Here is a 12,571-nt window from a genome sequence, read left to right on the forward strand (position 1 = left end):
AGGACCGTACGGTCCGGCGCGCCGGACCGCACCCCTATTACGCCGCCGTCAGGGGCCGAACGGGTCGGGCCGGCGTTCCAGCAGCTTGTGCAGCGTCTGCTGGATGGTTTCCCGCACCTGGTCGGCGAGGTTGAACACGACCAGCGGATCGTCCGCCGACTCGGTCAGGTGCGCGGTGGGGATCGGCGGGCAGAACTCGATCAGCCACTTGCTCGGCAGCGGCACCACGCCCAGCGGGCCGAGCCACGGGAACGTCGGCGTGATCGGGAAGTACGGGAGCTTGAGCAGCCGCGCGAGCGGCTTGACGTCGGCGAGCATCGGGTAGGTCTCCTCGGCCCCGACGATGGCCACCGGCACGATCGGAGTGCCGGTGCGCAGCGCCGCCGACACGAAGCCACCCCGGCCGAAGCGTTGCAGCTTGTAGCGCTCCGCGTACAGCTTGCCGACGCCCTTGAAGCCCTCGGGGAAGACGCCGACCAGTTCGCCGGAGCCGAGGAGGCGCTCGGCGTCCGGGTTGCAGGCCACCGTCCCGCCCGTCTTGCGGGCGATCTCCGACACCACCGGCATCCGGAAGACCAGGTCCGCGCCGAGCAGCCGGAGGAACCGGTGCCGCGGGTGCCGGTCGTGCAGCACGGCGGAGAGGATCAGCGCGTCCAGGGCGACCGTGCCGGAGTGGTTGCCGACGACCAGGCCGGCGCCCTCGGCGGGCACGTTCTCGATGCCGGTGACCTCGGTGCGGAACCAGTCCCGGTAGAGCAGCCGCAGCAGCGGGTGGAACACCGCCTCGGTGAGCTGGGGGTCGAAACCGAACTCGTCGACCTCGTAGTCGCCGGAGAGCCGCCGCCGCAGGAAGGCCAGGGCGCCGGCGACCTTGCGGTCCCAGTGGTCACCGGGCCGGTCCGGCGCCGCGGGCCCGGTCGCGCCGACCGCGGCACCGGCCTCCGCCGCCGGCTTGTCCGGCGTCACCGGCTGGTCGGTCGCCGCGATGTCCGCCGCCGGCTTGTCCGGCGTCACCGGCCCGTCGGTCGCTGCGGTGTCCGCCGCCGGCTTGTCCGGCGTCACCGGCTGGTCGGTCGCCGCGGTGTCCGGTTCGTCGGGCGGGCCGGCCGGGTGCGGCGCCGTGCCGGGCCGGGCCGCCGCGACCCGCCGGTGTCCGTTGGCCCGTGCCGGCTCCGCCGCCGGGTCCGGCACGGTCAGCGGTACGTCGTAGCGGCCGTCGCCCCCGGCCGGCTCCCGCCGCGCCCGCCCGCTCACGACTGCTCCCGGACGGCGGCCCGCACCTGCCGGATCCCGTCCAGCACCAGCCGCTCGGCGGCGGCGAGCTGGTCGCGGGTCACCACCACACCGCCGTGGTGGGCGCGGATGAAGTCGTCGAAGGCGGCGGCGGTGGAGCGCGGCGTGAAGCCGTACTCCCGCTCCAGCCGGCCGGTGTCCACGACCCGGCCGTGCACGAAGAGGTCGACCTGGTCGAGCCCGTAGCGGCCGAAGCCGAGGCTGCGGGCGAGCGCCGCGGCACCGGACAGCCCCGGCTCCAGCACCGGCACCGCGACCCGGCCGGCCCGGCGGATGGCCTGGGAGAGCGTGAGCACGCCGGAGCCGGCGACGTTGTAGGTGCCCGGGTGGTCCTCGACGATCGACCGGTGCAGCACCTCCAGCGCGTCGTCGAAGTGCAGGAACTGGAGCCGGGGGTCGCGACCGAAGACGGTGGGCACCACCGGCTGGGAGAAGTAGCGGGTGAGGGTGGTGTCGGCGGTCGAGCCGAGGAACGGCGCGAACCGCAGGACGGTGGCGGTCACGTCGGGCCGACGGCGGCGGAAACCTCGCACGTACCCTTCGATGTCCAGGATGTCCCGGCCGAAACCGCCGCGCGGCACCTCGCGCGGCTCGGTCTCCTCGGTGAAGACGGCCGGGTCGCGGAACGACGCCCCGTACGCGGCGGTCGACGAGCGGACGACGAGCTTGCGCAGCCGGGGCGCGCGCTGGGCGGCGGCGAGCAGCTGCATCGTCCCGATGACGTTCTGCTCCTTCATCGCCGCCCGGCCACCGTGCTGGGGTTCCGGTGCGGTGGACAGGGCCAGGTGCACCACGGCGTCGACGTCGAGGTCGGTGAGCAGGCCACCGACCGAGCCGGCGTCCACGCGGACCCGCTCGACCCGGTCGAGCAGGTCGGCGAACTCCGCGCCGGACTCCGGTGGATCGACGCCGATGACCCGCTCGATGCGCGGGTCGGCGGCGAGCCGGGCGGCCACGTGGGCACCGAGGTAACGGCTCACCCCGGTCACGACGACAACCCCCGGAGCACCAGGGGTGCCACCGGGGGTCATGTCGTGCACCGTCCCCGGCAGGCGGGATCGAGCCGGGGCGTCCACGGCCTGATCACCTGAGCCCTCCGAGGGTCGACAGATGGCGGGTGACGAAGGCGCCGGGCCGGGCCCGGCACCGGTCACTTGCCGAGACGGCGACGCTGGACGCGGGTCTTGCGCAGCAGCTTGCGGTGCTTCTTCTTAGCCATGCGCTTGCGGCGCTTCTTGACCACCGAGCCCATACGACAGCCTTTCGATGCAACGTGCGGGGCGGACCGGATGACGCCACGGGTGACGCCGGCGACCGCTTGCGGACAACGGACCGGGCCAGCGAGACGGGCGGCGGAGCGCACCTGCGGTCACGGTCGGGGTCCAGGGTAGCCGGAGAGCGTCAACAGGACCAACACGGCCCCTCGATGCCCGTCACGCCGGGCGGCCCGCGCGGCCCGGCGGAGGCTCAGGCGGTCTCTTGAAAGGCGCCGCGCAGGTACTCGTGCACGGCGTGCTCGGGTACGCGGAACGACCGGCCGACCCGGACCGCGGTGAGTTCACCGCTGTGCACCAGGCGGTACACCGTCATCTTCGACACCCGCATGACCGTCGCCACCTCGGCGACGGTCAGGAACTTGACCTCCGACAGCCGACCGTCGGACTGCGACCCGGCCATGGCTCACCCGACCCATCCCATGCCCGGCGCGTCCCATCCGGCGGGGAGCTTCCGCCCGGACCGGCGACGCGCGTGTTACCAGTACGGTAGCGGGGCCGCTGTGACCGGCGCGATCCCTTCGTACAACTGATCATAATTCGCACGGGTGTCCGACCGGCTTGTTACGTCGTTGAACACCTGGCGTCCGGTTCGCTCACTCCGACCGCAACGCAACCACCGGGTCGAGCCGTCCGGCCCGCTGCGCGGGCACCACGCCGAACACGATCCCGACCGCGGCGGAGACACCGAACGCCAGCGCCAGCGACCACCAGGTGATCGCGGCCGGGACCGGTGACACCGCCGCCACGGCCAGGGCCGTGCCGACCCCCAGCGCCATGCCGGTCAGGCCGCCGATCGAGGTGAGCAGCACCGCCTCCAGCAGGAACTGCACGCCGATGTCGCGCGGGCGTGCGCCCACCGCCTTGCGCAGGCCGATCTCCCTGGTCCGCTCCCGGACCGACACCAGCATGATGTTGGAGACGCCGACGCCGCCGACGAGCAGCGAGATGCCGGCGATCGCGGCCAGCACGCCGGTCAGGATGCCCAGGATGTCGCCGAGGACACCGAGGATCTGCTCCTGGGTGACGGCGCTGAACTCGGTGCCCGGATGTCGGCGGCTCAGCTCGGCGACGATCCGCTCCCCCAGGGCGTCGATGCGCTCGCGGTCCGGCGCCTTCACGGCGATGCCGTCGACCCGCTGCGTGCCGTAGAGCCGCTGCGCGGCGGTGACCGGCACGTGGACCTCGTCGTCCCGGTCGACGCCCAGGCTCTGCCCCAACGGGGCGAACACGCCGATCACCCGGAACCGCACCCCGGCGACGGTGACCTGCTGGCCGACCGGGTCCCGGTCGGGGAAGAGGGCCCGGGCCACCGAGGCGCCCAGCACCGCCACCCGGCGGCTGGTGTCCACGTCGGACCCGGTCAGGTAGCGGCCCCGGGACAGCTCGCGGGTGAAGACGGCCGGCGTGGTCTCCAGTACGCCCTGCACGGTGCTGAAGTCCGACCGGTTGCCCGCCCGTACGGTCGCGCCGGAGGCGACGGTGACCGCCACCCGGCCGGGGTCACCGACCACCCGGGCGACCACGTCGACGTCGTCCAGGGTCAGTGGGGAGACCGCCGGCGCGGATCCCACGTCGAGCCGGCCGGGTACGACCAGCAGCAGGTTGGACCCGAGCCCCTCGACCTGCTGCTCGACCTTCTGCTTGGTGCCCGTGCCGATCGAGACGAGGATCACCACCGAGGCGACCCCGATGATCACGCCGAGCATGGTCAGCGCGCTGCGCAACCGGTTCGCCCGCAGCGCGTCGAGCGCCACCCGCCAGGCCTCGGCCAGCCTCACGGCTCCGCCACCCCGTCCCCGCGGCGCCCGGTGGCTCCGGTGGCGCCACCGGTGCCACCGGACGGGCGTCCCGAACCGCTTCCGGACGCGGACCGGGACTCCGCGCTGGGAGCGGGCACCAGTGTGTCAGGCGGGCCGCCGGCACCCGCCACCGGTCGATCACCGGTGTCGCCGGCGCTGTCGGCGACCACCACCCCGTCCCGCATCGCGATCCGGCGGCGGGCCCGCGCCGCCACGTCGTTGTCGTGGGTGACCAGCACCAGCGCCACGCCGGACTCGGCGTTGAGCCGCTCCAGGAGGTCCAGCACGGCCGCGCCGGTGGCGGTGTCGAGGTTGCCGGTGGGCTCGTCGGCGAGCAGCACCGCCGGGTCGGTGACCAGGGCCCGGGCGATCGCGACCCGCTGCTGCTCGCCGCCGGAGAGCTGGTTCGGCCGGTGACCGAGCCGATGCCCCAGACCGACCCGGCCCAGCATCGCGGCGGCCCGCTCCCGTCGCTGCCGCGCGCCCATCCCGCGGTAGACCAGGGGGAGCGCCACGTTGTCCACCGCCGACGTCCGGGGCAGCAGGTGGAAGGCCTGGAAGACGAAGCCGATGGTCTCGTTGCGCAGCGCCGCCAGCTCGGCCGCAGCCAGGGTGGTGACGTCGCGCCCGTTGAGCGCCAGCCGGCCACCGGTCGGCCGGTCCAGCCCGCCGAGCAGGTGCATGAGGGTGGACTTGCCGGAGCCGGACGGCCCGACCAGGGCCAGGTAGTCGCCCGGCGCGACGGTCAACGACACCCCGCGCAGGGCCGGCACCGAGACCCCGTCGAGGCGGTAGGTGCGGGACACGTCCACCGCCTCGATCGCCGGCGGGGTCACCCCAGCTCCTGGCCGTCGCGGACCTGGTCGGCGCCCCGGACCACGACCCGGTCACCGGCCTGCACCCCGCTGAGGATCTGCACCAGGTCCTGGCCCTGCACGCCCACCGTCACCGGCGCCCGTTCGGCCCGGCCCTCCCGCACCACCCAGACCACGTCCCGCCCGTCGGCGGAGAAGACGGCGGACGCCGGCACGGTGACCGCGTCGACCGCTTCCCGCACCTGGAGCCGGACCACCGCGTTCATGCCCGGGCGGGGAGCGGGCGCCGCCTCCCCCTCGCCGAAGCGGCCCGCGCCGAGCGCCAGCCGCACCCGGTAACCCACGCCGCCCCGGACCGAGGTGGTGGGCAGGACGTCGACCGACCGGACGGTGCCCTGGTAGGTGGCGCCGGGCACCGCGTCCAACTCGACGGTCGCGGCCAGCCCCGCCTTCACCAGCAGCACGTCGGTCTCGTCCACCTCGGCGAGCAGCCCCAGCTCGCCGGTGTCGACGACGGTCAGCACCGGGGTACCGGCGGTGACCAGGCCGCCCACCGGGACGGCCGGGTCCACCCCGGGCGGCGCGGCAGCCGGGCCGGGGCCGAGCGCCGACGGGTCCAGCCCGGTGGCCGCGCCGTTGCCGCCCAGCAGCCCGGCCAGCGCCTCCGGGCTGACCCCGCCGGCGGTCGCCGTCCCGCCCGCCTGGACGACGCCGGCGATCGGGGCGCGCAGCGTCAACGCGTCGACCGTCGCCTTCGCCAGGTCGTACGCCTGCTGGGCCTGCAGCCGCTGGGCGGTGGCGAGCGCGCCGACCGCGGCGTTGAGGTCACGCACGCCGCGCTGCACCGCGCGGACCGCCCGGTCGGCCGCCCGCGCCGCGGCCTCGTACCGCTTCTGGGCGTCCCGGACCTGGAGCAGCAGCGCCTCCCGCAGCTCCGGGTCGGCGATCTTCGCGGCCGCGGCGCGGGCCGCCGCGTACGTCTCGTCGGCGGCCCGGTCGGTGCCGCGCAGCCCGCCGGACAGGTCGCCCCCGCCGCCCCGACCGGCCCGCTTGGCGGCGGCGAGCGCCTCCTTCGCCTGCCGGAGCCGCTCCTGCGCCGGCGGCGAGTCGATGACGGCGAGCACCTGGCCACGGCGAACCCGCTGGCCGGGTTGGACGCGGAGGTTCGCGAGGGTCCCGTCGGCGGGGGCGGTGAGGGTGGCGGCGGCGCGGGCGGTCACCGTGGCCGGCGCGTCGATGACCTCGGCGACGGCGCTCCGCCCCGCGGCGGCGAGGGCGACCGGGGTCTCCTCCCCGGCGCAGGAGGCGGCGGTGGTGCCGGTGAGGACGACGACCGCGAGGAGGGCGGTGAGCAGGCGGGGCCGCGTGGCCGTGCGCGGCCGCGGCGAGTGGGTGCGGCGCACGCGCCCCATGCTACGAGCCGGCCCCGACGGCGGGGCAACACGGCGTCCGGCCGGTCAGCCCACGACGTCCCGGATGTACTCGACGCAGTCGTCGTGCAGGGTCGACCAGGGCACGCCGAGGACGTCCTCGCTGGTCTGGCGCGGGATCCGGAGATCGTGCAGGACCGCCTTGACGAAGGCGAACACCCGCTCCTCGCCGAACCGGTCGACGAGGTACTGGACGGCGAGGTACGAGATGCCGTAGCTCCCGGCCACCCGCGTCAGCGGGGTGTCGTCGGTGGGGGCGACGCTGTCGAGCTCCCCGTTCCAGCCACGCTTGACCAGCCGCCGCGTCGCGCCCAGCCCGGCGTACCGGCCGATCGACCGCCCGTCGGCGGCCGCGTAGTCGGCCAACCCCTCGACCAGCCACCACGTCGACTCGTCCCATCGGTCGTGGTCGGGCAGCGAGGCGGCGTGCGCCAACTCGTGGCGGAGGATCTCGGCCAGGTCGGCGGGGGCGTACCGGTCGTGCTTGAGCACGATGTCGCGGTGGCCGCCGCCGATGCCGATCGCGTACCCGGCGGACCACCCCGGCCGGCCGCCACCGTGCCAGCGCTTCCACTCCTTCGGGCCGGCGTAGTAGATCCGGTACCGGTCGGGCCGGGAGCCGGCGACCACGTACCGGTCGGCGACCTGGGCCGCCGCCTCGGCCCGGGCCAGCAGCTCCGGCAGCCGCTTGCGGAATGCCGGCGTGGTCGCCACGAGCGTGCGCTTCCCCACCGCGACGACCAGCTCGCTGACCTCCCAGGGCAGGGCGTCGGCCTGCCACTCGGCCCGACCGCCCAGCTGGGCCTCGGCCTTCGACCCGGTCAGCGCGAGCAGGCGGGGCTCGGCACCCTTCTCCCGCCACAGTGTCTCGACCAGCAGGGAGCTGGTCCGGCAGTCGGGCACCACGAAGCAGTACCGGAACTCGACCGTCAACCGCCACTCGCCCGGCCGGCCGGCCTGCATGGGCAGACCGCTCGGGCGGGCCTCCCAGCCGCTCACCCGCAGGGCCCGCAGCGAGGCGAACCGGCGGCGCAGGTCGGCGTGCACAGCCGGTTCGGCGATCGCCAGGAACCCGGCCCGGTCGCCGCGGAGCAGCGCGGCCGACTGCCGGTCCAGCTGCTCGGTGATGCGGGCGGCGAACTGCCGGGCGGACCGGGTGGTCGGGTTCTCCGCCCGCGCGACGGCACCGGCGAACGTCCGGTCGTCGGCGCCGCGTACCGCACCGGCGGGCACCGCGAGGCCCGCGGTCACCAGCAGGGCGACGAGCAGCGCCGTCCACAGTGGCCAGCGCCGGCGCGGTCGCCGGCCGGGCGGCGGAGCCGTCGCCGGTTCGGCCGGCGGCTCAGGCGTGGCGGACGTCGTGGCGTGGCCGTCGGTCACCGGCTCCCCGTGTGTCACGCGCGAAGGGTACGGCCCGATGATCACCCCGGTCCAGGCCGGGCTGCCCACGTGTCGGCGGGGAACCGTCGGCGGCTCAGGCCGGTCGACCGGCGCGGCGCACCAGCGCCACCGTGATCGCCCACGAGGCGACCAGCGCGACGCCGCCCACCGGCTGCCCGAGCAGGGCGAGCGTGCCGCCGCCGGCCAGGAACCAGGCGGCCTGGAACGGGTTCACCGGAGGGCTCAGCCGCACGCGGGCCCTGGGCGAACCGAAGACGCCCCAGAGAGCCGCGAGCAGCAGCGGCACGGCGACAGCGGCGCAGACCCGCGCGGGGGTGGCCGACGGAAGCGTCCAGCCCCACCGGCCGGCGACAACGAGCACCGCCAACTCCAGCAGGAAGAGCAGCAGCAGGCCCAGGGCATACATCAGTCCGACCCCCCGCACCCCGGCCAGGAGCGGAAGGCGGCGTCCGGCCCGTCGAGCATCCGCTCGCTGGAGCGGTCCACGTCCTGCGGGAGCCCGCGGCCGCCGATCGCCGCCAACGACGCGTACGCGACCTGACCGCCGGCCCGCTCCACAAGGCTGACTGGCACAGCTGTGCAACTTCGCGGTTACTTCTTGCTCGCCAGGGCGCGGGCGAAGAAGGCGAGGTTGGCGGGGCGCTCGGCCAGGCGGCGCATGAGGTAGCCGTACCACTGGTCGCCGTAGGGGACGTACGTGCGCACGGTGTAGCCCTCGCCGACCAGGCGGGCCTGCTCCTCCGGTCGGATGCCGTAGAGCATCTGGAACTCGAACCGGTCCGGGCCACGGTCGAACCAGCGGGCCCGGTCCTCGCCGATCGCGATCAGCCGCGGGTCGTGGGTGGCGAGCATCGGGTAGCCGGCACCGGACATCAGGATGTTCAGGCAGCGGACGTACGACTTGTCCACCTCGCGAGCGGACTGGTAGGCCACCGACTCGGGCTCCTTGTACGCGCCCTTGCACAGTCGGACCCGGGACCCGGCGCCGGCCAGCTCGCGGCAGTCCGACTCGGTCCGGCGCAGGTACGCCTGGAGCACCGCACCGGTCGACGGGTGGTCCTTGCGCAGCTTGGCGAGGATGTCCAGGGTCGAGTCGGTGGTGGTGTGGTCCTCCATGTCGAGGGTGACCGTCGTCCCCGCCGCGTCGGCCGCCGCGCAGATCGCCCGCGCGTTGTCGTACGCCAACTGCTCGTCGAACGCCTGCCCGAGGGCGGACAGCTTGACGCTCACCTCGGCGGCCGGCGTGAGACCGGCGGCGGAGAGCAGCGTCAGCAGCCTCAGGTACTCGTCCCGGGTGGCGTTGGCCTGCTCGGGGGTGACGGTGTCCTCGCCGAGGTGGTCGAGGGTGACCGCGAGACCGTCGTCGACGAGTTCGCGGGTCGCGCGCAACGCGTCGTCGGTCTGCGCGCCGGCGACGAACCGGCGCACGACGTCCCGGGTGAACGGGGCCGTCGCGACGAGCCGCTCGACCTGGGATGACCGGGAAGCGGCGAGGATGACGGAACGGAGCATGAGCTGAGCGTAACGCCAGCGCCGGTGCGCCCGGGCGGGGGACGACGCGCCTGGCGTCCATCGGTTACAACCATTGACGTGATCGAACGCCCCCGCCGCCGGCTCCGGTCGGCCTCCGTGCAGCTCGGCGCGCTCACCGCGCTGGCGCTCGCCCTCTCCGGCTGCAACCTGACGTCCGACGACGACGATGACGACTGCGCCCTGGGCCCGGTCGGTGGCGGCGGCGGCACGGTCGCCCGGGCGCTGCTCGTCCCCGAGACCGGCGCCGGCCGCGCCGCCCCCGAGCCGGCCCCCGTCGCGCTGCCGGAACGCGGCGGCTTCGGCACCCACCTCGCCGCCTGCGGCGGTTGAGGTGCGCCGCATCCCGGTCACCCCACGTCCCGACTGGGACGCCACCGTCCGGGCCCAGGGCCTGGTGTACGTGGACACCGAACTCCCCGACGGCGGGGTCATGTCGTACTGGGACGAGACCGCGGCGTACGCCTTCGACCTGGCCGAGGTGCTCCGCCTCGAGGAGGCGACGGAGGAGCTGCACCGGATGTCCGTGGCGGCCGCCGGGCACGTGGTGGCCCGCGGCCGGTACGCGGAGTTCGGCATCCCCGCGTGGGCGGCCGAGGCGGTCGCCCGGTCGCTGCGCGAGTCGCCGCCGACCCTCTACGGCCGCTTCGACCTCTGGTACGACGGCAGCTGGCCGCCCAAGCTGCTGGAGTACAACGCCGACACCCCGACCGCGCTGGTCGAGGCGAGCATCGTGCAGTGGTACTGGCTGGAGGACACCCGGCCGGAGCTGGACCAGTGGAACAGCGTGCACGAGCGCCTCGTGACGGCCTGGGCGAAGATCGGCTCGGGTCTGCACGACCGCCGGGTGCACGTGGTCTGGTCGGACGAGGAGGAGTCCGGCGAGGACCACATGACGGCCGGCTACCTGGCCGAGACCGCCCGGCAGGCCGGCCTGGACGTGGAGCTGCTGCCGATCCAGCAGATCGGCTGGGACGGCCGCCGGTTCGTCGACGCCGCCGACCGGCCGGTCACCACCTGCTTCAAGCTCTATCCCTGGGAGTGGATGGTCGCCGAGCCGTACGGGCGGCCGGCGCTGGACCCGGGCACCCCGACCACCTGGATCGAGCCGGCGTGGAAACTGCTCCTGTCGAACAAGGCGCTGCTCGCCGTGCTCTGGGAGCTGTATCCGGGGCACGAGCTGCTGTTACCGGCGTACCTGGACTCGCCGCGCAATATGTCCGAATACGTGGCCAAGCCGCTGCTCGGCCGGGAGGGCGGGTCGGTGCGGATCGTGACCGGCGACACCGAGATCGTCAACCCGGGGATCTACGGCGACGAGGGCTGGTGCTACCAGGAGTTCCGGGCGCTGCCCGAGTTCGCCGGCAACCGGACGGTGTTGGGCAGCTGGGTCGTCGACGGCGAGGCGGCCGGTGCCGGCGTCCGGGAGAGCGCCGGTCTGATCACCGACGGCTACGCCCGATTTTTGCCGCACTACATCGACGCGCCGCGCGGCCCGTGAGTCGTCTACCGTTGGTGGGGTGAACTTCGACGCGTACGCCCGGACCGGCGTTGACCTCGTCAACACCCGCCTGGACGACCTCGACGCCCTCCGGTCCCTCTTCCCCGACGAGAACGCGTGGATGCGCGACGAGGTGTCGGAGCGGGACCTCGCGATCTTCCGGCGCGCGCAGAAGCGGCTGCGCGACGTCTTCGAGTACGGCACCTCCGGGCGGGACGCCCACGCGGTCGCCGAGCTGAACGCGCTCCTGGAGGCGTACCCGGTGCAGCCCCGCATCTCCGGGCACGACTCCAGCGACTGGCACATGCACGTCACCAGCCGGGGCGCCTCGGTGAGCGCGGAGTTCCTGGCCGGCGCCGTCTGGGGTCTGTCCGTGTGGCTCTGCGAATACGGCAGCGCCCGGTTCGGGGTGTGCGCGGACGAGCGCTGCGGCAACGTCTACCTGGACACCTCGTCGAACTGCTGCCGGCGGTTCTGCTCCGAGCGGTGCGCCACACGGTCCCACGTGGCCGCGCACCGGGCCCGGAAGCGGGCCGCGATCGGCGAGCAGGTCCCGGTGGCGGCGCAGTCCACCGCGCCGGCCGAGCGGCTCACGCCGGTCAGCTGACCCTCGGTCGTCCCCGCCCGGTCGCCCACCGACGCCCGGGCGGTCCGCCGTCCGCTCGGTCAGGCCTCGACCGGGGACGGGGTGCCGAGGTGCTGGCGGGCGAACTCCAGCGCGGTCCGCAGATCCGCCTCGCGGACCGCGCGGCTCTTCGCGCCCCGGGTCGACACCTCCACCGCCACCGAGCCGGTGAAGCCGCGGCCGGCCAGCGACCGCAGCAGCTCGGCGCAGGGCTGGTTGCCCCGACCCGGGACGAGGTGTTCGTCGCGGCCCTCGCCGGTGCCGTCACCGAGGTGGACGTGCGCCAACCCGGCGCCCATCCGGTCGGCCATCGCCAGCGCGTCGGTGTGGGACGCGGCGCAGTGCGAGAGGTCGAGGGTGTAGGACGCGTACCCGGTGTCGGTCGGGTCCCAACCGGGGACGTACGGGACGAACTGCCGGCCGGCCATCCGCACCGGGAACATGTTCTCCACCGGGAAGAGCACGCCGTCGAAGCGCTCGGCGACGTCGTGCAGCCCCTCGGCGAAGTTGCGCGCGTAGTCCCGCTGCCAGGTGAACGGCGGGTGCACCACCACGGTCGGCGCGCCCAGGGTCTCGGCCAGCTCGCCGGAGCGGCGCAGCCGCTCCCACGGGTCGGCGCTCCACACCCGCTGGGTGACCAGCAGGCACGGCGCGTGGACGGAGAGCACCGGCACGCCGTAGTGCTTGGCGAGCCCGGCGAGCGCCCCGGCGTCCTGGCTGACCGCGTCGGTCCAGACCATGACCTCGACCCCGTCGTAGCCGAGCGCCGCGGCGAGCTGGAACGCCGCCGCGGTCCGCTCGGGGAAGACCGACGAGGTGGACAGGAGCACCGGGACGCGGGAAGTCACACCCCGAGGGTAGCGGGCGTCGATAGGGATCTTCAGGATGAGTCTCCGCAAA

General features: G+C 74.6%; 15 protein-coding genes. 3 read left to right on the plus strand and 12 right to left on the minus strand.

Going from position 1 to position 12,571, the window contains the following annotated elements:
• Positions 1-48: 48 nt before the first annotated feature.
• The 11 genes from EV376_RS02530 to EV376_RS02575 form a co-directional block, all read right to left on the minus strand.
• Entirely contained in the window at positions 49-858 is an 810-nt protein-coding gene (locus EV376_RS02530; RefSeq protein WP_486482854.1) for a lysophospholipid acyltransferase family protein, read from the minus strand.
• Positions 859-1,250: 392 nt separating this feature from the next.
• Positions 1,251-2,324 (minus strand): NAD-dependent epimerase/dehydratase family protein, encoded by a 1,074-nt coding sequence (locus EV376_RS02535; protein WP_130320543.1) that lies wholly within the window; start codon positions 2,322-2,324, stop codon positions 1,251-1,253.
• Positions 2,325-2,443: 119 nt separating this feature from the next.
• Complete coding sequence (locus tag EV376_RS02540) at positions 2,444-2,545, minus strand: 30S ribosomal protein bS22 (RefSeq protein WP_007465623.1); 102 nt, start codon at positions 2,543-2,545, stop codon at positions 2,444-2,446.
• 215 nt (positions 2,546-2,760) lie between these two features.
• Entirely contained in the window at positions 2,761-2,970 is a 210-nt protein-coding gene (locus EV376_RS02545; protein WP_007465625.1) for a helix-turn-helix domain-containing protein, read from the minus strand.
• Positions 2,971-3,163: 193 nt separating this feature from the next.
• Complete coding sequence (locus EV376_RS02550) at positions 3,164-4,348, minus strand: ABC transporter permease (protein WP_130320544.1); 1,185 nt, start codon at positions 4,346-4,348, stop codon at positions 3,164-3,166.
• Positions 4,345-5,205 carry an ABC transporter ATP-binding protein gene (locus tag EV376_RS02555; RefSeq protein WP_130320545.1) on the minus strand — a complete coding sequence of 287 codons (861 nt, stop codon included), beginning with the start codon at positions 5,203-5,205 and terminating at the stop codon, positions 4,345-4,347. The genes EV376_RS02550 and EV376_RS02555 overlap by 4 nt, the downstream gene beginning before the upstream one ends.
• Positions 5,202-6,596 carry an efflux RND transporter periplasmic adaptor subunit gene (locus tag EV376_RS02560; protein ID WP_130320546.1) on the minus strand — a complete coding sequence of 465 codons (1,395 nt, stop codon included), beginning with the start codon at positions 6,594-6,596 and terminating at the stop codon, positions 5,202-5,204. The genes EV376_RS02555 and EV376_RS02560 overlap by 4 nt, the downstream gene beginning before the upstream one ends.
• Before the next feature lie 45 nt (positions 6,597-6,641).
• Complete coding sequence (locus EV376_RS02565; RefSeq protein WP_486482495.1) at positions 6,642-8,012, minus strand: hypothetical protein; 1,371 nt, start codon at positions 8,010-8,012, stop codon at positions 6,642-6,644.
• Between the two features lie 76 nt (positions 8,013-8,088).
• Positions 8,089-8,421 (minus strand): YrdB family protein, encoded by a 333-nt coding sequence (locus tag EV376_RS02570; protein WP_130320547.1) that lies wholly within the window; start codon positions 8,419-8,421, stop codon positions 8,089-8,091.
• The gene (locus tag EV376_RS30035; protein WP_165437936.1) at positions 8,421-8,588 is read right to left on the minus strand and encodes a hypothetical protein; all 168 of its coding nucleotides are present in this window, start codon (positions 8,586-8,588) and stop codon (positions 8,421-8,423) included. Before EV376_RS30035 ends, EV376_RS02570 begins: the two co-directional genes overlap by 1 nt.
• A gap of 18 nt (positions 8,589-8,606) precedes the next feature.
• Positions 8,607-9,527: a proline dehydrogenase family protein gene (locus EV376_RS02575; RefSeq protein ID WP_130320548.1), complete on the minus strand. Its 921-nt coding sequence runs from the start codon at positions 9,525-9,527 to the stop codon at positions 8,607-8,609.
• Positions 9,528-9,605: 78 nt separating this feature from the next.
• On the opposite strand from EV376_RS02575, the gene EV376_RS02580 reads away from it, so the two are divergent.
• Genes EV376_RS02580 through EV376_RS02590 form a run of 3 tightly spaced genes read left to right on the plus strand, consistent with a single transcriptional unit; the run spans position 9,606 to position 11,653 of the window.
• A complete protein-coding gene (locus tag EV376_RS02580) occupies positions 9,606-9,878 on the plus strand; it encodes a hypothetical protein (protein ID WP_486482496.1) in 273 nt (90 codons plus the stop codon).
• 1 nt (position 9,879) lies between these two features.
• Positions 9,880-11,046 (plus strand): glutathionylspermidine synthase family protein, encoded by a 1,167-nt coding sequence (locus EV376_RS02585; RefSeq protein ID WP_130320549.1) that lies wholly within the window; start codon positions 9,880-9,882, stop codon positions 11,044-11,046.
• Positions 11,047-11,065: 19 nt separating this feature from the next.
• Positions 11,066-11,653 carry a CGNR zinc finger domain-containing protein gene (locus EV376_RS02590; protein WP_130320550.1) on the plus strand — a complete coding sequence of 196 codons (588 nt, stop codon included), beginning with the start codon at positions 11,066-11,068 and terminating at the stop codon, positions 11,651-11,653.
• 59 nt (positions 11,654-11,712) lie between these two features.
• On the opposite strand, the gene EV376_RS02595 is transcribed toward EV376_RS02590, so the two are convergent.
• A complete protein-coding gene (locus EV376_RS02595) occupies positions 11,713-12,519 on the minus strand; it encodes a sugar phosphate isomerase/epimerase family protein (protein WP_130320551.1) in 807 nt (268 codons plus the stop codon).
• Between the last annotated feature and the right edge of the window lie 52 nt (positions 12,520-12,571).

Source organism: Micromonospora sp. CNZ295, assembly GCF_004217535.1.

What these genes read in the sequence shown, in the direction of transcription:
- EV376_RS02560 (WP_130320546.1), bottom strand. Translation starts at nt 6,596, where the DNA reads ATGGGGCGCGTGCGCCGCACCCACTCGCCGCGGCCGCGCACGGCCACG.
- EV376_RS02540 (WP_007465623.1), bottom strand. Translation starts at nt 2,545, where the DNA reads ATGGGCTCGGTGGTCAAGAAGCGCCGCAAGCGCATGGCTAAGAAGAAG.
- EV376_RS02535 (WP_130320543.1), bottom strand. Translation starts at nt 2,324, where the DNA reads ATGACCCCCGGTGGCACCCCTGGTGCTCCGGGGGTTGTCGTCGTGACC.
- EV376_RS02570 (WP_130320547.1), bottom strand. Translation starts at nt 8,421, where the DNA reads ATGTATGCCCTGGGCCTGCTGCTGCTCTTCCTGCTGGAGTTGGCGGTG.
- EV376_RS02575 (WP_130320548.1), bottom strand. Translation starts at nt 9,527, where the DNA reads ATGCTCCGTTCCGTCATCCTCGCCGCTTCCCGGTCATCCCAGGTCGAG.
- EV376_RS02545 (WP_007465625.1), bottom strand. Translation starts at nt 2,970, where the DNA reads ATGGCCGGGTCGCAGTCCGACGGTCGGCTGTCGGAGGTCAAGTTCCTG.